We start from the raw sequence: 20,961 nt of genomic DNA on the forward strand, positions 1-20,961 counted from the left end.
TCCAAGGGTAAATCCTTGCAGCGTTACTTGGAAGTGGAAACCGCTACTGGCCTTTCGGGATCAGGCGGAAATCCGGCAGCTCGCGCAGCACCAGTTCCGGCCCGGCCGGCGAATAGACGACGAACAGCTGCATCGGCGCCGAACCGGTGTTGAGCGTCGAGTGGAACCGGCTTTCCGGCACGAATACCGTGCAGCCCGGCCCGACCTTCTGCGTCACCGGCACGCCCTCCGGCGTTTCCACCATCTGCTCGCCCTCACCGGAAATGACGAAGATGATCTCCTCGGCCCCCGGATGGTTGTGCCGGCTGTGTCCCTGTCCCGGCGGCAGGTCGACCACGCCGCCCGAAAACTTCCGCGCCCCGTTCACCTCCGGCGCCACCGTCAGCGCCAGCCGCCCCCAGTCGAACCCGAACGCGCTGACGTCGCGCGGATAGACGAAATTGTTCTCGGCCATGTGTTCCTTCTCCCACTGTTCACTTGGCGCCCCTCACCCCAACTCTCCCCAGAGGGGCGAGGGGGCGATGTGGCACCGCCGGTTCCCCTCGCGCCCCCTCGCCCCTCTGGGGAGAGGGCCAGGGTGAGGGGCGCCCCACGCATCTGCGCTCGCCTACGCCCCCGTCCGCAATCCCTTAAACCCTTCGACCTGGGCCTTGATCGCCACTTCCACCGGCAGCCGCTCCATCGAGCTCGCGCCGTAGAAGCCGTGGCAGCCCTTGACCCGGTCGAGCACGTATTTCGCATCATCCGGCATGGCGATCGGCCCGCCGTGGCAGAGCACGATCACATCCGGCTTCACCGATTTCGCTGCCGCCGCGATCGCCTCGATCTCGGCGCAGCACGCATCGAGCGATTTCGCCGCCGTCGCCCCGATGGCGCCGCCCGTCGTCACCCCCATATGCGCCACGACGATGTCGGCTCCGGCGCCGGCCATCGCCTTCGCCTCGTCGGTGTTGAACACATAGGGCGTGGTCAGCAGGTCCTGCCGGTGCGCCTCGGCGATCATGTCGACCTCGAGTCCGTAGCCCATGCCGGTTTCCTCGAAACTGACCCGCATCACGCCGTCGAACAGCCCGATGGTGGGGAAGTTCTGCACGCCCGAGAACCCCATCGCCTTCAGTTCGGAGAGGAATTGTGGCATCAGCACGAACGGGTCGGTGCCGTTCACCCCGGCCAGCACCGGTGTCTTCTTGACCACGGGCAGCACCTCGCGCGCCATCTCCCTGACGATCTCGTTGGCGTTGCCATAGGCGAGCAGCCCCGCCGCCGAGCCGCGCCCGGCCATGCGATAGCGCCCGGAATTGTAGATGATGATCAGGTCGATGCCGCCGGCCTCCTCGGCCTTGGCGGAGATGCCGGTGCCGGCCCCGCCGCCCACGATGGGCACGTGGCGCGCCACCATGTCGTGGAATTTCCTGAGGATGTCGGCGCGCGCGATCGCTGCCATGGGGCCTCCTATGCGGCGATTTCGGTGAACGCCGCGACGGCTGCGCCGGCGAATGCGGGGTCGTTGATGTGGCAGTCGAGCGTGATCAGCCGGCGGTTGGCGTTCCACTGCACGGTGCGCTCGATGGCGCCGAACAGCTCGGCGTCCGCCTCGGCATCGCGAAACGGGCCGCCTTCGATATCGAGCGCCGACACGCCGCGCAGGGGGATCAGCAACCGCACCGGCCCCTCGCAGGCATTGAGCTTGGCCCCGATCCATTCGCCGATGGCGCGGCATTCGTCCGGCGTGGTGCGCATCAGCGTCACGTTGTCGTTGTGCGGATAGAACAGCCGGCCCGCGAACCGCTCCGGCACCGTCGCCGGCGCCCAGAAATTGACCATGTCGCAGGCCCCGACCGAGCCGACATAGGGCACGCGCGTCCGCGCGATGGCATCGAGCCGCTCCGGTCCGGCCGGCAGCACGCCGCCGATCAGGTAGTCGGCCACCTCCGTCGTCGTGATGTCTATGACCCCGGTGATCAGCCCGGAATCGACCAGCATCTCCATGGTCTTGCCGCCCGTGCCGGTGGCATGGAACACCAGCGCCTCGACGCTCCCCGCCAGGTGCTCGACGATCTGCGTGACGGCCGGCGTCGTCACCCCGAACATGGTGAGGCCGACGGCCATCTTCGTTGCCGGAGGGAGCACTTCGCCGCCGGCGCTCATGCCCACGATGGCCTGCGCCGCGTTTGACAGGATAACACGTGATATCCGATTGAGCCCGGCGAGGTCGGTGATCGACGGCACCATGACGACGTCGCTGACCCCGACATACGGGGCGACGTCGCCCGAGGCGAGCGTCGACACCATGATTTTCGGCAGGCCGATCGGCAGCTTGCGCATGCCGGCGGTGATGATCGAGGTGCCGCCGCCTCCTCCGATGCCGATGATCCCGGCAATATCATTGCGTGTTATGATGAACGCTGCGAAGGCTGCTGCCATCCCCGCCACGGCGACGCCGCGATCCGTGCCCTCGAGCAATCCGGGCGGCCCGAAACTAGCAATCTCGGCCGCGCCCACCTCGGGCGGTATCGCCGGCGCGCGCGTTCCGACGTCCACCACCAGCGGGTCGCCGCCGAGGGCCCGGATGCGTTCGGCGAGAAAGGCGAGTTCCTCTCCCTTCGTGTCGGCCGTGCCGACCACATAGATGCGCTTCATCGGCGCTCCTCCCGCGCTCTTGTCGAGGCGACGTGGATGCTCCTCCATCCCGCCGCCGGCGCCCGTCGTCATGTCATGGCAGACCACGGGCGCCGTTGCAAAGCATTTTGAGATGTGCGTATCATTTAGATATGGACGTCTCACCGACCGAAGAGATCCGGCCGACCGAACCGCGCGGCGCCAGGGCGCGTACGCGAAAGCTCATGCTGGAAACCGCCATCGGGCTGATGCAGCGGGGCCAGACCCCCTCCGTCAGCGACGTCGCCGAGGCGGCGCAGGTGTCCCGCGCCACCGCCTATCGCTACTTCCCGAGCCAGGCCGCCCTGGTGCATGCCGTGGTCGACGAGGCCCTCGGGCCGATCCTTGACTGGCGCAGCGACAGCACCGATGCCGAGGCGCGCGTCAACGAGCTGCTCACCCTCACCATGCCCCGCGTGGTGGAGTTCGAGGCCACCTTCAAGGCCGCCCTTAAGCTGTCGCTCGAGCAGTGGGCGCAGCGCCGGGCCGGCACCCTGGGCGAGGAGCCGCCGTTCAAGCGCGGCCACCGCGTTCACATGCTGCAACTGGCGATAGCGCCGCTCAAGTCTAGGCTGCCGGAAGCCAAGTTTCAGCGCCTGGCCATGGCCCTGTCGCTCGTCTACGGCCTCGAAGTTCTTATTGTTCTCAAAGACTTGTGGGGTGCTGAGTTCGACGCGATGCAAGACGTTGCGACCTGGGCGGCCGGCGCTTTGGTGCGCGCTGCCGTTGCCGACGCAGGTACTTGATAGCGCTGCGGGAAACGATTTTCCCAGCCGGCGTATCAACTATCGGAAATGCTAGCATGTTAGCTTGACGAGGCCGGCAAAACGTAGAAACACTAGACGGAGATCACGTCGGTCGGAGGAGGACTTAAGTGCGACGGGCGCCGAGGGGGCGCCACCGCGGGCTGCTTTGGGAGAAGCGGGCCTGCCGATCGGGATTTCCGACGTCGCGACGAAAACGACTGGCCCTTCGTGCTTGGGAGAGCCCGGCCGGTCGCTGCTGAATGCCCCCGGCAAGGAGGAGGGGCGCGGGGCTGGTGTCGCAGCCGGTCTCACGAGCGCTAGAGGGAGGACCATATGCGCGTTCTAGGGAAGGGCATGCTGGCCGGTCTCGGCCTGATGCTTGCGTCGAGCACGTCCGTGCTGGCGCAGGAGCTGACGATTTTCTGGGCCGAGTGGGACCCGGCCAACTACCTGCAGGAACTGGTCAACGATTACACCGCCGAGACGGGCGTCACCGTCACGGTGCAGACCACGCCCTGGTCGGACTTCCAGACCAAGACCTTCGCCGAGCTCAACGCCCATGGCGACGCCTACGACATGGTCGTCGGCGACAGCCAGTGGCTGGGCGCGGCCTCGGAGGGTGGCCACTACGTCGACCTGACGAGCTTCATCACCGACAACGGCATCGACAAGTCGTTCGTGCCGGCGACGCTGCAATACTACAGCCAGTATGGCGGCAAGTACTGGTCCGTTCCGCTCGAGGGCGATGCCAACGGCTGGGCCTATCGCAAGGACTGGTTCGAGGACCCCAAGGAAAAGGAAGCGTTCAAGGCCAAGTACGGCTACGACCTCGATATCCCCAAGGACTACAAGCAGCTGACCGACATCGCCGAGTTCTTCACCCGGCCGGCCGAGAACAAGTACGGCGTGGCGCTCTACACCCAGACCGCCTACGACGCGATGGCCATGGGTGTCGAGCAGACCATCTTCACCTGGGGCGGCGACCTCGGCGACTACGCCAGCAAGAAGGTCGACGGCATCCTCAATTCCGACAAGAACATCGCCGCGCTCGAGGCCTACCGCAAGCTCTACACCTTCACGCCGCCGAACTGGAACCAGGCCTTCTTCGTCGAGAACAACCAGGCCTTCACCGAAGGGCTGGTGGCGATGGCGATGAACTACTTCGCCTTCTTCCCGGCGCTGGCCAACGAGGCGACCAACCCGCACGCCAAGGACACCGGCTACTTCGCCAACCCGCCGGGCCCGAACGGCGACCAGCACGCCGCCCTCGGCGGCCAGGGCATCTCGATCATCAGCTATTCCAAGAACCAGGACGAGGCGAAGAAATTCCTCCAGTGGTTCATCCGCGACGACGTGCAGCAGAAGTGGGCCGACCTCGGTGGCTATACCTGCTCGGCGGCGGTGCTGAACTCCGAGAAGTTCCTCAAGGCCACGCCCTACAACCAGGCGTTCGCCGACTCCATGAAGATCGTCAAGGACTTCTGGGCCAACCCGGTCTTCGCGGACATGCTGTTCCAGATGAACGACCGCCTGCACCCCTACATCACCACGGGTGAAGGCAGCGCCAAGGCCGCGCTCGATGCGCTGGCCGGCGACTGGAACAAGACGCTCGGCAACTGAGCCCGCGTGAACCAATGGACCGGGGCCTCGCCCCGGTCCGCACCACTCAGCACCAGGGGGAACAATTGGCTGTCCTTGCGACGCTCGATTCCGGTTCGCGGGCTGCCGCTCGCGGGTGGAGCGACCTCACCATCCGCAACGCCTTCATCCTGCCGACGATCGCGTTCCTCATCATCTTCAACATCTTCCCGCTGCTCTACTCGCTCGGCTTTTCCTTCACCCAGTTCCGCGTCTCGCTGAACAAGCCGGCCGAGTTCGTCGGCATCCAGAACTATGCCGACCTGCTCGCCGATCCGGCCATCTGGCGCAGCTTCACCACCACCGCGCAGTACGTGATCGTCTCGGTCGGCGGCCAGATGATCGTCGGCTTCGGCCTCGCCCTGCTGCTCAACCGCCCGTTCAAGTTCAAGGGCCTCGTCACGACGCTGCTGATGCTGCCCATGATGCTGTCGCCGGCCGTGGTCGGGCTGTTCTGGAAGCTGCTCTACGATCCGAGCTGGGGCCCGATCAACTACGCCCTCGGGCTGGGCAAGTTCGAGTGGCTGTCCAACCGCGTCAACGCGCTGTTCGCCGTCGCCATCACCGATATCTGGATGTGGTCGCCCTTCGTCATGCTGCTGTCGCTGGCCGGGCTCTCCGCCATCCCCAAGAGCCTCTACGAGGCCGCTGCCATCGATCGCGCCGGCTGGTGGTACACCTTCCGCCGCATCACCCTGCCACTGGTCTCCCCGCTGCTGCTGATCGCGCTGATCTTCCGCACCATGGAAGCGTTCAAGGCCTTCGACCTGCCCTTCATCATGTCGACAGCCAGCGTCGAGACCATCGCCATCAAGCTCTACCAGATGGCCTTCCAGGGCTGGGACACCGGCCGCGCCTCGGCGCTCGCCTACATCGTGCTGATCGTCGTGCTGTGCATCACCAACATCTACGTGAAGTACCTCAACCGGGTGAAGGAGCGCTGAGATGGCTCATCGTCAATACTCGCGGCCATCGCCTCCCTCCCCCTTGAGGGGAGGGATTGAGGGAGGGGGTGGTGCAGTCGGCACTGACGAGACGGCAGACGCAATCTTCGCCAATGCCCGCCACCTCCGCAGCCGAAACGTCACTCGTGCCCGCCAACTGCGAACGGTAGCCACACCGCCCGAACGACACATGTGGAAGCTGCTCCGCTCGTTCACGGACCACAAGTTCCGCCGCCAGGTTCCGATCGGCGCATACATCGTCGATTTCGCCTGCCATCAGGCGAAGCTGATCGTTGAGCTCGACGGCGAGACCCATTTCACCGCGCAAGCCATCGAGCGAGACCGGGCCCGAACAGCATGGCTGAACGCAGCCGGCTATCGCGTCATCCGCTTCACCAACAGCGACATCATTACCAAACCGGACGGAGTGTGGACAACCATTGACGCCATCCTCGCCGGCCTGCCCCCCTCCCCCCTGAGGGGAGGGGTTGGGGGTGGGGGTCCATCGGCGATCACCGCACCACCCCCACCCTCGATCCCTCCCCTCAGGGGGGAGGGAGGCGACAGCGCCGCAACATCGGAAAGGGAGGCGTAGATGGCCGCCGTAACCTCGCGCGGCCAGCGCTTCGGCCGACCCGTCGCCATCCTCGCCATTCTCGCGGTGACGCTGGTGTTCCTCTCGCCGATCCTGTGGATCGGGGCCACCGCCTTCAAGCCGCGCAACGTCGCGACCTCCGTGCCGCCCACCGTGTTCTTCCAGCCGGAGGTCACGCCCTTCGTGAAGCTGTTCACCAAGCGCGTGCAGGCCAAGGAGAAGCCGACAGCCGAGGTCTATGCCGCCGCCCCGTGGTGGGAGAAGGCGATCTACGACGGCGGCGAGCGCGTGCTGCGCGTCGGCGACGAAGTGCAGCTATCGCAATACCCCAACCGCTTCCTCAACAGCCTCATCGTCTCGATCGTCTCGACGCTGCTCGCGGTTTCGATGGGCACCATCACCGCCTATGGCTTCTCGCGCTTCAGGATCAAGGGCGAGCAGGACCTCCTATTCTTCATCCTCTCGACCCGCATGCTGCCGCCGGTGGTCGTCGCCATCCCGATGTTCCTGATGTACCGGCAGTTCGACCTGACCGACACGCATCTCGGCCTCATCATCCTCTACACCGCCTTCAATCTGAGCTTCTCGGTCTGGCTGATGAAGGGCTTCATCGACGAGATTCCGAAGGAATACGAGGAAGCGGCGCTGGTCGACGGCTATACGCGCATGCAGGCCTTCTGGAAGATCGTGCTGCCCGAAGCCGCTACCGGCATCGCTGCTACGGCCGTGTTCTGCTTCATCACCGCCTGGAACGAATACGCCTTCGCGCTGATCATGACCAACCGGCGGGCCCAGACCGCGCCGCCCTTCATCCCGTCGCAGATCGGCTCGGGCCTCCCCGAATGGACGGTGATCGCCGCCGGCACGGTGCTGTTCCTGCTCCCGGTCGCCATCTTCACCTTCCTCCTGCGCAATCACCTGCTGCGCGGCGTCACCTTCGGAGCGATCCGCAAATGAACCTGCGTCAATTCAACCAGCGCTTCCTCGAGCCCGGCTCGCAGCTGTTCATGGTCGGCGGCATCGTCTTCCTGTGCCAGCCCTGGGTGCCGTTGCTGCATGAGTGGAGCGTCTTGATCATGCTGCTCGGCATCATCGGCTTCAACGTCGCCGTCCATATCCCGGCTCCCGAGCCCGTCGACCGGCCCGAAGCCTCCGAGGGGCCCGCCCATGGCTGAGATCGAGCTCAGGCACATCCAGAAGTACTTTGGCGCCGTGCACGTGATCCGCGACGTCAACCTCACCGTGCGCGACAAGGAGTTCGTCGTGCTGCTCGGCCCCTCGGGCTGCGGCAAGACCACGACGCTCCGCGCCATCGCCGGCCTCGAGGAGATCAGCTCCGGCGACATCCTCATCGACGGCAAGCCGGTGCAGAACCTGCATGCCTCCGACCGCGACATCGCCTTCGTGTTCCAGCTCTATGCGCTCTACCCGCACCTGAGCGTCTACGAGAACATCGCCTTTCCGCTGCGCGCCACCGGCATGTCGAATGCCGAAGTGACGCGGAGCGTCGGGGACATTGCCGACGCGCTCGCCATCAACCACCTGCTCAGGCTCAAGCCGTCGGCGCTCTCTGGTGGCGACATGCAGCGCGTCGCCATCGGCCGGGCGCTGGTGCGTCGGCCCAAGGCGCTGCTGCTCGACGAGCCGATCGGCGCCCTCGACGCCAAGTTGCGCGAGGACATGCGCGTCGAGCTCAAGCGCTTGCACCTCGAGAACGGCTCGACCTCGATCTATGTCACCCACGACCAGGTCGAGGCCATGTCGCTGGCCGACCGCATCGTCGTCATGCACGACGGCATCCTGCAGCAGGTCGGCACCCCGTCGGAGGTCTACCAGAACCCGGCCAACCTGTTCGTCGCCCAGTTCATCGGCTCGCCGGTGATGAACGTCACCGAGGCCGCCGTCACCCAGTCCGGCGACGACGTGGCGGTGGACGTTGATGGCGAGAGCTTCGCCATGCCGCGCGAGCTCGTCGGCCTGCTGCAGCAGAAGGGGGCCGACCAGATCGCCCTCGGCGTGCGGCCCGAGGGCGTGCTGCTCAGCCACGGCCAGCAGCCCGGCTATCGTCCGGTCGAGGCCCACCTGATCCAGCCTTACGGCCCGTTCGACATCATCGACCTCAAGGTCGGCAACCAGGTGCTGCGCGCCCGGACCCAGACCGGCTTCGTCGGCAAGCCCGGCGACCGTGTCTGGGCCCGCATCGATCCGGCGCAGGCGCATTTCTTCGATACCCGGTCGGGCAATTCGCTCGGCATTGAGCTCAAGTGAGTTAGCCGATGGCCCGCATCCAGCTCGACAACATCGCCAAGGTCTTCGGCCGCCACACCGCGCTCGAGGATCTCGATCTCGACGTCGCCGACGGCGAGTTCTTCGTCCTGCTCGGCCCCACCGGCGCCGGCAAGACCACGACTCTGCGGCTGATCGCCGGGCTCGAAAAGCCCACCGTCGGCCACATCCGCATCAACGGCATCGAGGTCAACGACTGGGGCCCGGCCGAGCGCGACACCGCGCTCGTCCTGCAGCAGTACTCGCTCTATCCGCGCCTCACCGTGCGCGAAAACCTCACCTTCCCGCTCAAGTCGCGCATCCGCAACACGCCGCAGGCCGAGATCGACAAGCGCATCGACTATGCGGCGAGGACGCTGCGCATCGGGCACCTGCTCGATCGCAAGACCGACCGGCTGAGTGGCGGCGAGATGCAGCGCGTCTCCATCGGCCGCGCCATCGTGCGCGAGCCGCAGGTCTTCTTGATGGACGAGCCGCTCAGCAACCTCGACGCCAAGCTGCGCGAGGCCATGCGCTCCGAGCTCAAGGACCTGCAGCGCCGCCTCGGCGCCACCTTCATCTTCGTCACCCACGACCAGGTCGAGGCCATGACCATGGGCGACCGCATGGCGGTGCTCAACCACGGCCGGATCATCCAGGTCGGCAAGCCGTCCGAGGTCTACAACGACCCCCGCGACACGTTCGTGGCGAGCTTTGTCGGCTCGCCCGCCATCAACCTGCTGAACGGCCGCCTCGCCGACAACCGCGCCGTGGTCAGCCCGGTCAGCTTCGAGCTGCCGGTCGGCGGCCCCGGTGCCGGCGAAGGCGCCATGACCTTCGGCATCCGCCCCGAGGACATCGAGTTGGCCTCGGGTGCGCCCGTCGAGGCCAGGATCCATGATATCGAGAACCACGGCATCGAGAAGATCGTCACCCTGCGCGTCGGCGACAACCTGCTGCGCGCCGCCGTGCCCGCCCGCGTCGACGTCAAGGTCGAGGAAGCCGTCCGCTTCGGCTGGAACCCCGACAAGGTCATGCTCTTCGACGCCCGCACCGGCGTGAACCTCCGGCACAAGGCGGCGTGAGGATGGGGCTAGTGTGCGTGGCCACCCCCACCCCGGCCCTCCCCACAAGGGGGAGGGCGTTCTGTGGCACCGCTCGCGCAACCTCGTCTCCCTCCCCCTTGTGGGGAGGGATCAAGGGTGGGGGTGGCCACGCGCACCGGCATCAGCGTTTGAACAGAGCATAATCCCCGGGGGAGGGGGCCATGTCAGACAACAACTACCCGAAACTGCATAACGCCGCCTGGCCCGGCATCGTCGGCAAGGGCGCCCCTGATTCCGAGCCGATCATCGCGCTCGACACGCTCTTGAAGCTCACCGCCAATGCCGAGGTGGACGGCCAGAAGTTCGACGGCATCGACCTGTTCGTCACCGCCCCGCACTTCTCGATCGACTCCGACCCCGGCGAAGTCCGCCGCATGTCCGATCACATCGCCAGCTACGGCCTCAAGGTCGGCTCGTTCGTCGCGCCGATCTGGGGCGGCGCCGGCGGCGGCTCGGCCATGGGCGATGCCGATGACGTCAAGCGCTTCCTGAGCCAGGTAAAGAAGGCCTGCGCCATCGGGAAACAGATGCGCGAGATCGGCATCCGCCCCACCGGCGGCATCCGCGTCGACAGTTCCGTCGGCGTCGAAGCCTGGGACAAGGACCCCGAGGGCAACACCAGGAAGATCGCCGACACTTTTCGCGAGGCCGGCCGCATCGCCCAGGACCATGGCGAGTACATCGTCGCCGAGGGCGAGATCTGCTGGGGCGGCATGCACTCCTGGCGCGAGAACGTGAAACTGCTCGAGATGGTCGGCATGCCCGGCATCGTCGGCTACCAGGCCGACATGGCGCATTCCATGCTCTTCGTGCTCGGCGCAAATGCCGAGAAGGACCGCATCCTGCCAAAGGATTTCGAGTGGAGCGACAAGGCCGCGCTCGACGCCGCCTATCACAAGGTCGCCGACGCGCTCCGCCCGTGGACGCTCGATTTCCACGTCGCCCAGAACGACGGCACCACCTTCGGCTCGGGCGACCACGAAAAGACCGGCCGCCACTGCCAGATCGACGATCCCAACGGCCGCCTCGATGTGGTGAAGCACGCCGGCTACTGGCTGCGCGACGAAAAGGGCAACCTCACCAAGAAGATGCGCCACATCTGCTGGGACGGCTGCATGTTCCCCAACGCCGTGATGGAAAAGCAGGAGACCTGGAACAAGGTCCTCGGCGCCATGCTCAAGGTCCGGCAAGCCCACGGCTGGGTTGAGTAGTTCGCAGCTCCCCTCCCCCTTGAGGGGAGGGGTCGGGGGGAGGGGGTGGTTCGGTGATCGCCGCTGGACCCCCACCCTCGTTCCCTCCCCTCAAGGGGGAGGGAGGCCCCACCACCGATGTCCCTGACGTGTCGACCGCCCTCTCAAGGAACACCCTATGACCAAACTCCTCAACATCGGCATGATCGGCTACGGCTTCATGGCCCGCTGCCATTCCCATGCCTGGGCCTCCGTCTCCCACTTCTTCGACACCGGCTACCGCCCCGTGCTCAAGGCCGTCGCCGCGCGCAACGACAGCAAGGTGCGGCGCTTCGCCGAGCAGTGGGGTTACGAGAGCGTCGAGCATGACTGGCGCGCGCTGATCGAACGCAAGGACATCGACGCCATCGACATCTGCGTGCCCAACGACCTGCACGCCGAGATCGCCATCGCCGCGGCGAAGGCCGGCAAGATGGTGCTCACCGAAAAGCCGCTGGCCCGCACCGCCGCCGAAGGCCTGCCCATGGTCGAGGCGGTGGAGAAGGCCGGCGTACCCAACCTCGTCTGGTACAATTACCGCCGCATCCCGGCGGTGACGCTGATCCGCAACCTCGTCGCCGACGGCAAGCTCGGCCGTATCTTTCACTATCGTGCCAAATTCCTGCAGGACTGGACCATCTCGCCGGACGTGCCGCAGGGCGGGCAGGGCACCTGGCGCCTCGATGTCGAAGCCGCCGGCTCCGGCGTCACCGGTGACCTCATCTCCCACTGCCTCGACAGCGCCATCTGGATCAACGGCGGCATCTCATCGCTCACCGCCATGACCGAGACCTTCGTCAAGGAGCGCACCCACGCCGACACCGGCAAGAAGCAGGCGGTGGGCATCGACGATGCCGCGGCCGTGCTGACCCGCTTCGCCAACGGCTCGCTCGGCACCTTCGAGTCGACCCGCTACGCCCGCGGCCACAAGGCCGCCTACACGCTCGAGATCAACGGCGAGAAGGGCTCGCTGAGCTGGGACCTGCACGACCTGAACCGCGTGCAGTATTTCGACCACTCGGTCGAAGGCCAGCTGCGCGGCTGGACCAACATCCTCGTCACCGACGGCGAGCATCCGTATCTCGGCAAATGGTGGGTTCCCGGCCTCATCATCGGCTTCGAGCACAGCTTCACCCACACCGCCGCCGATTTCCTCGACGGCCTGAGGACCGGCAAGCCCGCCGCCCCCACCTTCCGCGACGCCCTCGAAACCAACAAGCTCTGCGACGCCATCATCGCCTCGGGACACTCGGGGCAGTGGGTGAAGATGTAGCAACTGAGCGCGAGGCGCCCCTCACCCCGACCCTCTCCCCAGAGGGGAGCGGGGGCGATGGGCTTACGGGTGGTGCAAGGTGCGTCCCCTCTCCCCTCTGGGGAGAGGGTTAGGGTGAGGGGCAGCCAAGCGCTCGAATCCGTCGTCGGGCCGCCAATCAACGGGACAGTCAAATGAAACTCGGCTTCAACCTCCTGCTCTGGACCACCCACGTCACCGACGCGCACTGGCCCGTCATCGAGCGCCTGAAAGCCACCGGCTATGACGGCGTCGAAGTCCCCATGTTCGAGGGCACGCCCGATCACTACGAGAAACTGGGGCGCCGCCTGCGTGCGCTCGGCCTCGGCGCCACCGGCATCGGCGTCATGCCCGGCGGCGGCAAGTCCGCCGTCTCGGCCGACTACGCCGAGCGCGCCGCCGCGCTGGCCCATCTCAACTGGCTGATCGATTGCACCGCCGCGCTCGGCGGCACCCTCGCCGCTGGCCCGTTCCACCAGCCGCTCGGCGAGTTCACCGGCCGCGGCCCCACCGCCGACGAACAGGCCCGCGTCCGCGACGTGCACAAGCAGGCGGCGCAATATGCCGCCAAGCAGGGCGTCGCCCTCTCGGTCGAGCCGCTCAACCGCTTCGAGTGCTACTTCCTCAATTCCGCCGCCCAGGCCGCCGAACTGGTCGGGGCCGTCGACGAGCCGAACTACGGCTATCTCTACGACACCTTCCACTTCAACATCGAGGAGAACTCGATCACCGACGTGATCCCGGCGACCATCCGTCAGATCAACCACGTCCACATTTCCGAGAACAATCGCGGCGTCCCCGGTGCCGGCCACATCGACTTCCAGTCGGTGTTCAATGCGCTCAAGCGCGCCGGCTACGACGGCTGGATGACCATCGAGGCCTTCGGCTCCGCCCTCCCGGACCTCGCCGCCGCCACCAAGATCTGGCGCCCCCTGTTCGCGTCCGAGGTGGACGTCTACGAGAAGGGCTTCAAGCTGATGCGCGACGGCTGGGACAGGGCGGGCTGAGCCCCGCCTCCCCCCCCCTTGAGGGGAGGGATCGAGGGAGGGGGTGGTGCGGTGCTCTCCGATGGACCCCCACCCCCAACCCCTCCCCTCAAGGGGGAGGGGAGCCGTCCCCCTTCCCCTAACCCCCTCTCTCGCCTAAACCTTCCTCGCGAAACCTGAGGAGGACCCCCGCATGCCCAAGCTCAACCTGCTGTCCGGCTCCTACACCGGCCCCGGCGGCGCCGGCCTGAAGCTGTTGAGCTTCGATACCGCAACCGGCAGCTTCGAGCTTGTCCGCGAGTATCCCGGCACGCCCGACGTCTCCTGGATCGCCTTCGCCCCCACTACCCGCACCGTCTATGTCACCGACGAGATGGCCGAAAAAGTCGGCGCCTTCGCCCTCGCGCCTGACCTCGGCGCCGCAGCCCCGCTCGGCTATCAGCCGACCGGCGCCAAGTATCCCTGCTACATCCGGTTGAGCCCCAAGGGCACCAAGCTCGCCACCGCCAATTACGGCGACGACTCCGTCCCCGTCTTCAACCTCGACGCCGCCACCGGGGCGCTGAAGGCCGACCCGACCGTCCTGCGCAGCGCCCATGCGCACGCGGCCGGCCACGCCCACTGGACGCAGTGGTCGCCCGAGGCCGATCGCCTCTACGCCGTCGATCTCGGCCACGACGAAGTGCGCTTCTTCCCCTATGCCGGCGGCAGCTTCACCGGCGGGCCGGTCACCGCCTATTCGACGCCCAGGGGCGCCGGCCCGCGCCACCTCGCCTTCCACCCAAACGGCAGGTTCGCCTACCTGTTCACCGAATACGCCGAGACCGTCACCGCCCTCAGGCGCGAGGCCGACGGCACCCTCACCGAGATCAACACCCTCTCGGCGCTCCCCGCCGATTTCAAGGGCAGCTCGACCGGCGCGCACATCCAGCTCAATCCGGCCGGCACCGTGGCCTATGTCAGCAACCGCGGCCACAACTCGATCACGTCCTTCGCCATCGCCGCCGACGGCAGCATCAGCCTCAAGCAGAACATCGCCTGCGGCGGCAACTGGCCCCGCTTCTTCCTCCTGCTCGGCGATCACCTGATCGTCGCCAACCAGGAGAGCGAGGACCTGGTGACATTCGACGTGGCATCGGACGGCACGCTCAGCGCCACCGGCACGGTGTTCAAACTGCAAAAGCCCGTGGCTCTGCTGCCGGTGTAGCCACCCCACCAAGATCGCAGTCGGGCCTCCCTCCCCCCTGAGGGGAGGGATGGAGGGAGGGGGTGGTCCGGCGATCACGGATGGACCCCCACCCCCTGCCCCTCCCCTCAAGGGGGGGGGAGCCGTCCCCCTTCATGCGCGAAGGCTGGGATCGGGCGGGTTGATGTCCCAGTCAGGCTTCCCTCCCTCCTGAGGGGAGGGATAGAGGGAGGGGGTGGTCCGGCGATCACCGATGGACCCCCACCCCCTGCCCCTCCCCTCAAGGGGGAGGGGAGCCGTCCCCCTTCATGCGCGAAGGCTGGGATCGGGCGGGTTGATGTCCCAGTCAGGCTTCCCTCCCCCCTGAGGGGAGGGATCGAGGGAGGGGGTGGTCCGGCGATCTCCGATGGACCCCCTCAGGGAGAGGCGCAGCAGCGCCCGCGCCCCTACCGCACCTTCCCCATGTCGGGCAAGAACACCGTCAGCAGCCCGGCAAGCGGCATGAACGAGCACAGCCAGTAGACGTACTCGACGCTGGTGACGTCCGCGAGCGCCCCGAGCGCCGCCGCGGCAATGCCGCCGGCGCCGAAGGCGAAGCCGAAGAAGATGCCCGCGATCATCCCTATGCGGCCCGGCATCAGCTCCTGCGCGAACACCACGATGGCCGAGAATGCCGACGAGAAGATCAGCCCGATGATTACCGTCAGCACCACCGTCCAGGTCAGGTCGGCATAGGGCAGGGCGAGGGTGAACGGCAGGGCGCCGAGGATCGAGAACCAGATCACGAACTTGGCCCCGAACCGGTCGCCGATCGGCCCGCCGAGGAACACGCCCAGCGCCGAGGCGCCGAGATAGACGAACAGCAGCAGCTGGCTGTCCTGCACCCCGACCCGGAACTTGTCGATCAGGAAGAACGTGTAGTAGCTCGACAGGCTGGCCATGTAGGCGTTCTTGGTCAGCGTCAGGATGGTCAGCACGATGAGTGCGATCAGCGTGGTGCGCCGGTCGAAGGGCAGGGCCCGGCTCATCGCCGGCCGACCGGCATTGGCGCGGCGATGCTCGGCGTACCAGCGCCCGACACGCGTCAGGATCACGATGCCGACCAGCGAGCCGACGGCGAACAGGCTCACGCTCCACTGCCCGCGCGGCAAGACGATGAAGGCTGCGAGCAGCGGTCCCAGCGCCGAGCCGGCATTGCCGCCCACCTGGAACAGCGCCTGCGCCAGGCCATGCCGCCCGCCCGACGCCAGCCGCGCCACGCGGCTCGATTCCGGGTGGAACACGGCCGAACCCAGCCCGACGAACGCCGAGCCGATCAGCAACATCGGGTAGTTGTTGGCAAAGCCGAGGATGATCAGCCCGACAAGGCTCGATCCCATGCCCACCGGCAGCGAATAGGGCAGGGGCCGCTTGTCGGTGTACATGCCGATCGCCGGCTGCAGCAGCGACGCCGTCACCTGGAAGGTGAAGGTCAACAGCCCGATCTGCACGTAGTCGAGCCCGTAGTTCGTCTTGAGGATCGGGTAGATCGCCGACAGCAGCGACTGCATCACGTCGTTGATCAGGTGGCACACGCTCACCGCGACGATGATCGAGAGCGTGGTCTTGCCGGCGGCGGAGTGCGCCGATGCCGTGGCTGCGACGGTCACTGGGTCAGGTCCGGAAATGGGCTGGTCGGCGCAAGCCCGACCGAAGGATGCCGAGAGCTAACATGTCAGCTGGGGCGTGTCGTTAGCACCAAAGGCTATTTCCGTTCGGCCAAGGGTTCAATTCGCACCCCGGGTAGGCAGGCCAGGGTGCGGGCAGGGAGGCGCATCGAGGCGAAGGCGCCCGCCCTCATGCCCCCCGCCACCCCCGCCACCATTCGATGAAGGCCCGAACCCCGTCCTCCACCGACGTCTCCGGCACATCCCCGACCAGCGTGCGCAGCAGCGCCACCTCCGCTGCCGTGTCGGTCACGTCCCCGGCCTGCATTGGCAGCATGTTCTTCTGCGCTGCACGCCCGATCGCCGCCTCGATCGCCGAAATGAAGCGCATCAGTTCCACCGGCCGTCCGCCCGCGACGTTGATGACCCGCCAAGGGGCCACCGGCGAAAGCGAATCCCTCGCGACCGGCTGACCCTGCACCGGCGCCTTGCCGATCAGGCGCGTCACCGCCGTCACCGTGTCCTCGACGAAGGTGAAGTCGCGCCGCATCCGGCCCTCGCCATAGACGTCGATCGGGCGCCCCTCGGCGATCGCCTCGGTAAAGCGGAACAGCGCCATGTCCGGCCGGCCCCACGGCCCGTACACGGTGAAGAAGCGCAGGCAGGTCGTGGGGATGCCGAACAGGTGCGCATAGGAATGCGTCATCGCCTCGGTGGCCTTCTTGGTCGCCGCATAGAGCGAGACCGGATGGTCGGTGCCGTCCGTTTCGCGCGAGGCCTGTCGTGCCATGCCGTAGACCGAGCTCGACGAGGCGGCCAGCAGGTGCTTCACCGGCCTCGACCGCACCGCCTCGAGCAGCGCCAGGGTCCCGGTGATATTGGACTCCGTGTAGCTGAACGGCGCCTCGATCGAGTACCGCACCCCGGCCTGCGCCGCGAGATGCACCACGACCTCGGGGGCATCGGCGAACGCGGCCGCGAGCGCGCCGGCATCCTCGAGCCGGCCCGACACGGCACGGAATCCGGGCATGGCTTCGAGCAGCACCTGCCGCTGCTGCTTCAGGCGCACGTCGTAATACGGCGTCAGCGCGTCGAGTCCGACGACCTCGTGGCCTTCACCCAGCAGCCGTCGCGCCAGGTGGAAGCCGATGAATCCGGCGCTGCCGGTGACGAGGATACGCAAGGCGATAGGCTCCCGGAGTTCGGCCCTGCCAGACCGGCCTGCCGCGAAATCGATCGAAACTACCCGCCCTCGTACGACAATGCCAAGCCGGCGCGCCACAAAACCGGCTCCCGAGATTTCGCTTGCATGGCAGAATTGGTGTGCTACATAACTAGCACACTACGAAGGCATGACGCATGAGCCAGTTCAATGACAGCCAGCCGATCTTCGTTCAGATCAGCGAAAGGATAGCCCAGATGATCCTCACCGAGGCAGCCGGGGAGGGGGAAGCCCTGCCCTCCGTGCGCCAGATTGCCGCCGAGCTTTCGGTCAACCCCCTTACCGTCACGCGCGCCTTTCAGTCGCTTGTCGACATCGGGGCGGTCGAGTCGCGCCGCGGCATGGGCATGTTCGTCGCCCAGGGCGGCCGCGAGCGCCTGCTCGCCCATGCCCGCGAGCAGTTTCTCACCCAGGAATGGCCGCGCGTTCTCACCCGCATCCAGGCCCTCGGCCTCGACCCCGAACACCTGCTCAAGCAAGGCGGCAAAGATGAATGATCTGGCTCAATCCACGACTGCTCCGATCGTCTCGGCGCGCGGCCTGCGCAAGCGCTTCGGCCGCAACGAGATCCTCCACGGGCTCGATTTCGACATTCCCGCCGGGCGCATCTACGGGCTCGTCGGCCACAACGGCGCCGGCAAGACCACGACGCTGAACGCGCTGCTCGGGCTTACCTCCTACGAGGGCACCGTGCGCGTCCTCGGCGAGGATCCCTACCAGAAGCGCGCCCAGCTGATGGAGAACGTCGCCTTCATCTCCGACGTCGCCAGCCTGCCGCGCTTCCTGCGCGTCCGCGAACTCTTTGCGCTGCTCACCAATATCCATCCCAGCTTCGACCCCCAGAAGGCCCGCGGCTTCCTCGAGGGCACCGACGTGAAGATGGAAGCGAGGATCAAGAACCTTTCGAAGGGCATGATCGCCCAGCTCCACCTTGCCGTGGTCATGGCCATCAACGCCCGCCTGCTCGTTCTCGACGAGCCGACGCTCGGCCTCGACATCACCTACCGCAAGCGCTTCTACCGGCGGCTGCTCGAAGACTACATGACCGAGGAGCGCACGCTGCTGATCACCACCCACCAGGTCGACGAGATCGAGTTCATGCTCTCCGACATCATGTTCATCCGCGAGGGCGAGCTGATCCTCCACATGCAGATGGAGACCGTCTCGACCAAGTTCGCCCAGGTCATCGTCAAGCCCGACCAGCTCGCCGCCGCCACGGCGCTGGGACCGATCTATTCCGAAACCCGCTTCGGCCAGACCGCCATGGTCTTCGACGGCGTCGAGCGCGACCGCCTCGCCGAACTGGGCGAGGTCTCCACTCCTACCCTGAGCGACCTGTTCGTCGCCCTGATGCAGCGCGGTGCCAAATGAAGTCCCTGGTTGCCCTCATCAAGCGTGAGTTCATCGAGCACAAGGGCGCGTTCCTGTACGCGCCGGCGATCATCCTCGCCGTGCTGTCCGTCGTCATGCTGTCCGGCGTCTCCTTCGGCCGCTTCAGCGCGGTGCAGCAGGTCGGCATCATCTCGGGCGCGAAAGGCTTCGAGTTCGGCTTCCTCGCGCTCAGCGGCCTGTGGTTCGCCTACCTGCTGTTCGCGCTGTTCTTCTACTTCGCCGATGCCTTCAGCGCCGACAGCCGCAACAACTCGATGCTGTTCTGGAAGTCCATGCCGGTCTCGGACTTCAAGATGCTGGCCTCAAAGATGACTGCCGGACTCACGCTGTTCCCGGCCCTCATCTTCGGCGCTGCGCTGGTCAGCGGCGTGGTGGTCTTCGTCGGCACGCTCATCATGGTCTACACCGTGCCCGGTTTCCACCTGTCCGACCCGGTGAGCTACCTCGCGACCGGTGCCAACATCGCCGGCTTCAGCCTCGGCTACCTGGTGCTCGCGCTGCTCTGGTACGCACCGTTCTTCGGCTGGGTCGGGCTGCTGTCGACGCTGTTCCGGCGCTGGTCGATCCCGCTCGCCTTCCTCGTCCCCGGCCTCGTCGGCCTCGCCGAGAACCTGCTGCTGCGCGACGCCGGACCGGACGGTGGCTACGTCCTGAGCTACCTGCGCCGCCGGGCCGATTTCGAGATCGACGGCGACGACCTGCGCCTCGCCCTGTTCTCCGACGCGCCCTTCGACATCGCCACCGTTCTCGGCCGCTTCGTCGCCTCCATCGACTGGACCCAGATGGTCGGCGGCCTCGTCGTCGCGGCCCTGTTCGTCTACGTCGCCAGCGAAGTGAGGCGTCGGGCCGTGGCCGGCTGAAGATGGATGAAGGGGCGACGCAGTCGCCTCTTCACTTCCCCGTTGATTGGAGGCCGGGAGGGTGGCCCCAGGCGAGTATGTATCCAATCCTGCCAGGCGCCCGCCACATTCCCGCATATTCGTATCGACTAACCACCCCGCACCCGCCATGGTCGCCCGCGTGCTGCCGGCCTATATCTGGCTCACCACGTTCAGGGACCCCGCACCATGATCACCGTTGAATCCCAGGCCGCCGTGCGTTCCGCGCCCACGCTGCCGCTGACCACCAGGCTCGGCGCCGCCCGCATCGGCGTTACCAGTCGCGACAACGCGCTGGCCATCTGGCGCGACGTCGTCGGCCTCGAACTCATGTCCGAGGATGCCGAGGCGCTCCACCTCGGCGCCGGCGGGCAGGAACTCATCACCCTCGAGCTCGGCGCCACCAAGCCGTTCCCCGATCGCTCGCTCGGCCTCTATCACGTCGCCGTCCACGTCCCCACCCGCCAGGCGCTGGCCGAGATGGCGGTGCGCGCGCTCATGCGCCGCGTCCGCATTTCCCCCACCGACCACCTCGTGTCCGAGGCGATCTACCTGTGGGACTTCGACAACAACGGCATCGAGATCACCTTCGAGACCCCGTGGCGCGGCCATATTGGCAACGGCGAGGACGGCTTCTACGTCAAGACGGTCGACGGCTCGCCGCATTCCGGCCGCGAGGCCATCGACATCGACGACCTGCTCGGCGAACTGGACGACCTCAAGAATGTCCCGCCGCTGATGCCGGCCGGCACCCGCATCGGCCACATCCACCTGCATGTGAACGACCTCGAGCGCGCCATGCGCTTCTATCGCGACGGCCTCGGCTTCGGCGGCCTGTTCATCATGCGCCGCTTCGGCATGGGCGACCTCGGGCTCGACTACACGCCGCACACCATCGCCTTCAACATCTGGTCCGGCCCCAACGCCGCCCAGGCCCCGAAGGGCTCGGCCGGCCTGCGCTGGTTCCACATCGTCGTCCCCGATCAGGCCGCGCTCGATGCCATGAAGGCCCGCCTGACCAGCATCGGCGCGCCCTACACCGGCACCAACGAGGGCCTCGAGGTCCGCGACCCGGCCGACAACCTGGTCAAGGTGGCAGTGGCCACCTGACCCTCCCAGGGGGCAGGGAGAGCGCTCACGTCGCGCTCGCCCACCCACCGGGCCATCCCCGCGAAAGCG

21 protein-coding genes are annotated in these 20,961 nt (G+C 66.7%); 16 read left to right on the forward strand and 5 right to left on the reverse strand.

The window, feature by feature from the left end; genetic code table 11:
• Positions 1 to 43: 43 nt before the first annotated feature.
• From J0I99_RS04580 to J0I99_RS04590, 3 genes are all read right to left on the reverse strand, one after another.
• Positions 44 to 454, reverse strand: coding sequence for a cupin domain-containing protein (locus J0I99_RS04580; protein ID WP_291390296.1), 411 nt, complete (start codon positions 452 to 454; stop codon positions 44 to 46).
• A 153-nt stretch (positions 455 to 607) separates the two neighbouring features.
• On the reverse strand, positions 608 to 1,444 hold the full coding sequence (locus J0I99_RS04585; protein ID WP_291396156.1) for a phosphoenolpyruvate hydrolase family protein: 837 nt from the start codon (positions 1,442 to 1,444) through the stop codon (positions 608 to 610).
• A gap of 8 nt (positions 1,445 to 1,452) precedes the next feature.
• Complete coding sequence (locus J0I99_RS04590; protein ID WP_291396158.1) at positions 1,453 to 2,640, reverse strand: Tm-1-like ATP-binding domain-containing protein; 1,188 nt, start codon at positions 2,638 to 2,640, stop codon at positions 1,453 to 1,455.
• A gap of 131 nt (positions 2,641 to 2,771) precedes the next feature.
• On the opposite strand from J0I99_RS04590, the gene J0I99_RS04595 reads away from it, so the two are divergent.
• The 12 genes from J0I99_RS04595 (at position 2,772) to J0I99_RS04650 (ending at position 14,665) form a co-directional block, all read left to right on the forward strand.
• Positions 2,772 to 3,404 (forward strand): TetR/AcrR family transcriptional regulator, encoded by a 633-nt coding sequence (locus tag J0I99_RS04595; protein WP_291390104.1) that lies wholly within the window; start codon positions 2,772 to 2,774, stop codon positions 3,402 to 3,404.
• 333 nt (positions 3,405 to 3,737) lie between these two features.
• Positions 3,738 to 5,024, forward strand: coding sequence for an extracellular solute-binding protein (locus J0I99_RS04600; RefSeq protein WP_291396159.1), 1,287 nt, complete (start codon positions 3,738 to 3,740; stop codon positions 5,022 to 5,024).
• Positions 5,025 to 5,038: 14 nt separating this feature from the next.
• Positions 5,039 to 5,986: a carbohydrate ABC transporter permease gene (locus J0I99_RS04605; protein WP_291396161.1), complete on the forward strand. Its 948-nt coding sequence runs from the start codon at positions 5,039 to 5,041 to the stop codon at positions 5,984 to 5,986.
• Between the two features lie 103 nt (positions 5,987 to 6,089).
• Positions 6,090 to 6,581, forward strand: a complete 492-nt coding sequence (locus J0I99_RS04610; protein WP_291396232.1) for an endonuclease domain-containing protein — start codon at positions 6,090 to 6,092, stop codon at positions 6,579 to 6,581.
• A complete protein-coding gene (locus tag J0I99_RS04615) occupies positions 6,582 to 7,538 on the forward strand; it encodes a carbohydrate ABC transporter permease (protein ID WP_291396162.1) in 957 nt (318 codons plus the stop codon).
• Positions 7,535 to 7,756, forward strand: a complete 222-nt coding sequence (locus J0I99_RS04620; protein ID WP_291394141.1) for a hypothetical protein — start codon at positions 7,535 to 7,537, stop codon at positions 7,754 to 7,756. The genes J0I99_RS04615 and J0I99_RS04620 overlap by 4 nt, the downstream gene beginning before the upstream one ends.
• Positions 7,749 to 8,849 carry an ABC transporter ATP-binding protein gene (locus J0I99_RS04625; RefSeq protein ID WP_291396164.1) on the forward strand — a complete coding sequence of 367 codons (1,101 nt, stop codon included), beginning with the start codon at positions 7,749 to 7,751 and terminating at the stop codon, positions 8,847 to 8,849. The genes J0I99_RS04620 and J0I99_RS04625 overlap by 8 nt, the downstream gene beginning before the upstream one ends.
• An 8-nt stretch (positions 8,850 to 8,857) precedes the next feature.
• The gene (locus tag J0I99_RS04630; protein WP_291396166.1) at positions 8,858 to 9,931 is read left to right on the forward strand and encodes an ABC transporter ATP-binding protein; all 1,074 of its coding nucleotides are present in this window, start codon (positions 8,858 to 8,860) and stop codon (positions 9,929 to 9,931) included.
• 182 nt (positions 9,932 to 10,113) lie between these two features.
• Positions 10,114 to 11,163 carry a TIM barrel protein gene (locus J0I99_RS04635; RefSeq protein WP_291394138.1) on the forward strand — a complete coding sequence of 350 codons (1,050 nt, stop codon included), beginning with the start codon at positions 10,114 to 10,116 and terminating at the stop codon, positions 11,161 to 11,163.
• A 157-nt stretch (positions 11,164 to 11,320) separates the two neighbouring features.
• Positions 11,321 to 12,454, forward strand: coding sequence for a Gfo/Idh/MocA family oxidoreductase (locus J0I99_RS04640; protein WP_291396167.1), 1,134 nt, complete (start codon positions 11,321 to 11,323; stop codon positions 12,452 to 12,454).
• Positions 12,455 to 12,627: 173 nt separating this feature from the next.
• Positions 12,628 to 13,479, forward strand: coding sequence for a sugar phosphate isomerase/epimerase (locus J0I99_RS04645; RefSeq protein WP_291396168.1), 852 nt, complete (start codon positions 12,628 to 12,630; stop codon positions 13,477 to 13,479).
• Between the two features lie 172 nt (positions 13,480 to 13,651).
• The gene (locus tag J0I99_RS04650; RefSeq protein ID WP_291396169.1) at positions 13,652 to 14,665 is read left to right on the forward strand and encodes a lactonase family protein; all 1,014 of its coding nucleotides are present in this window, start codon (positions 13,652 to 13,654) and stop codon (positions 14,663 to 14,665) included.
• 425 nt (positions 14,666 to 15,090) lie between these two features.
• On the opposite strand, the gene J0I99_RS04655 is transcribed toward J0I99_RS04650, so the two are convergent.
• Positions 15,091 to 16,293: an MFS transporter gene (locus tag J0I99_RS04655; RefSeq protein ID WP_291396172.1), complete on the reverse strand. Its 1,203-nt coding sequence runs from the start codon at positions 16,291 to 16,293 to the stop codon at positions 15,091 to 15,093.
• A 187-nt stretch (positions 16,294 to 16,480) separates the two neighbouring features.
• A complete protein-coding gene (locus J0I99_RS04660) occupies positions 16,481 to 17,473 on the reverse strand; it encodes an NAD-dependent epimerase/dehydratase family protein (protein WP_291396173.1) in 993 nt (330 codons plus the stop codon).
• Between the two features lie 176 nt (positions 17,474 to 17,649).
• Between J0I99_RS04660 and J0I99_RS04665 the strand changes: the two genes are divergently transcribed.
• From J0I99_RS04665 to J0I99_RS04680, 4 genes are all read left to right on the forward strand, one after another.
• The gene (locus J0I99_RS04665) at positions 17,650 to 18,009 is read left to right on the forward strand and encodes a GntR family transcriptional regulator (RefSeq protein WP_291396175.1); all 360 of its coding nucleotides are present in this window, start codon (positions 17,650 to 17,652) and stop codon (positions 18,007 to 18,009) included.
• On the forward strand, positions 18,002 to 18,883 hold the full coding sequence (locus J0I99_RS04670; RefSeq protein WP_291389905.1) for an ABC transporter ATP-binding protein: 882 nt from the start codon (positions 18,002 to 18,004) through the stop codon (positions 18,881 to 18,883). Before J0I99_RS04665 ends, J0I99_RS04670 begins: the two co-directional genes overlap by 8 nt.
• Positions 18,880 to 19,764, forward strand: a complete 885-nt coding sequence (locus tag J0I99_RS04675; protein WP_291396177.1) for a hypothetical protein — start codon at positions 18,880 to 18,882, stop codon at positions 19,762 to 19,764. The genes J0I99_RS04670 and J0I99_RS04675 overlap by 4 nt, the downstream gene beginning before the upstream one ends.
• 207 nt (positions 19,765 to 19,971) lie before the next feature.
• Positions 19,972 to 20,892: a VOC family protein gene (locus J0I99_RS04680; protein ID WP_291389907.1), complete on the forward strand. Its 921-nt coding sequence runs from the start codon at positions 19,972 to 19,974 to the stop codon at positions 20,890 to 20,892.
• The last annotated feature ends 69 nt before the right edge of the window (positions 20,893 to 20,961 follow it).

The sequence above is a fragment of the Devosia sp. genome (genome assembly GCF_017307495.1).
Lineage (GTDB): Bacteria > Pseudomonadota > Alphaproteobacteria > Rhizobiales > Devosiaceae > Devosia_A.

Excerpts from the sequence above, each read along its gene's own strand:
- J0I99_RS04580 (WP_291390296.1), bottom strand. The coding sequence starts at position 454 with ATGGCCGAGAACAATTTCGTCTATCCGCGCGACGTCAGCGCGTTCGGG.
- J0I99_RS04585 (WP_291396156.1), bottom strand. The coding sequence starts at position 1,444 with ATGGCAGCGATCGCGCGCGCCGACATCCTCAGGAAATTCCACGACATG.
- J0I99_RS04590 (WP_291396158.1), bottom strand. The coding sequence starts at position 2,640 with ATGAAGCGCATCTATGTGGTCGGCACGGCCGACACGAAGGGAGAGGAA.
- J0I99_RS04595 (WP_291390104.1), top strand. The coding sequence starts at position 2,772 with ATGGACGTCTCACCGACCGAAGAGATCCGGCCGACCGAACCGCGCGGC.
- J0I99_RS04600 (WP_291396159.1), top strand. The coding sequence starts at position 3,738 with ATGCGCGTTCTAGGGAAGGGCATGCTGGCCGGTCTCGGCCTGATGCTT.
- J0I99_RS04605 (WP_291396161.1), top strand. The coding sequence starts at position 5,039 with ATGGACCGGGGCCTCGCCCCGGTCCGCACCACTCAGCACCAGGGGGAA.
- J0I99_RS04615 (WP_291396162.1), top strand. The coding sequence starts at position 6,582 with ATGGCCGCCGTAACCTCGCGCGGCCAGCGCTTCGGCCGACCCGTCGCC.
- J0I99_RS04620 (WP_291394141.1), top strand. The coding sequence starts at position 7,535 with ATGAACCTGCGTCAATTCAACCAGCGCTTCCTCGAGCCCGGCTCGCAG.
- J0I99_RS04625 (WP_291396164.1), top strand. The coding sequence starts at position 7,749 with ATGGCTGAGATCGAGCTCAGGCACATCCAGAAGTACTTTGGCGCCGTG.
- J0I99_RS04630 (WP_291396166.1), top strand. The coding sequence starts at position 8,858 with ATGGCCCGCATCCAGCTCGACAACATCGCCAAGGTCTTCGGCCGCCAC.
- J0I99_RS04635 (WP_291394138.1), top strand. The coding sequence starts at position 10,114 with ATGTCAGACAACAACTACCCGAAACTGCATAACGCCGCCTGGCCCGGC.
- J0I99_RS04640 (WP_291396167.1), top strand. The coding sequence starts at position 11,321 with ATGACCAAACTCCTCAACATCGGCATGATCGGCTACGGCTTCATGGCC.
- J0I99_RS04645 (WP_291396168.1), top strand. The coding sequence starts at position 12,628 with ATGAAACTCGGCTTCAACCTCCTGCTCTGGACCACCCACGTCACCGAC.
- J0I99_RS04650 (WP_291396169.1), top strand. The coding sequence starts at position 13,652 with ATGCCCAAGCTCAACCTGCTGTCCGGCTCCTACACCGGCCCCGGCGGC.
- J0I99_RS04665 (WP_291396175.1), top strand. The coding sequence starts at position 17,650 with ATGAGCCAGTTCAATGACAGCCAGCCGATCTTCGTTCAGATCAGCGAA.
- J0I99_RS04670 (WP_291389905.1), top strand. The coding sequence starts at position 18,002 with ATGAATGATCTGGCTCAATCCACGACTGCTCCGATCGTCTCGGCGCGC.
- J0I99_RS04675 (WP_291396177.1), top strand. The coding sequence starts at position 18,880 with ATGAAGTCCCTGGTTGCCCTCATCAAGCGTGAGTTCATCGAGCACAAG.
- J0I99_RS04680 (WP_291389907.1), top strand. The coding sequence starts at position 19,972 with ATGATCACCGTTGAATCCCAGGCCGCCGTGCGTTCCGCGCCCACGCTG.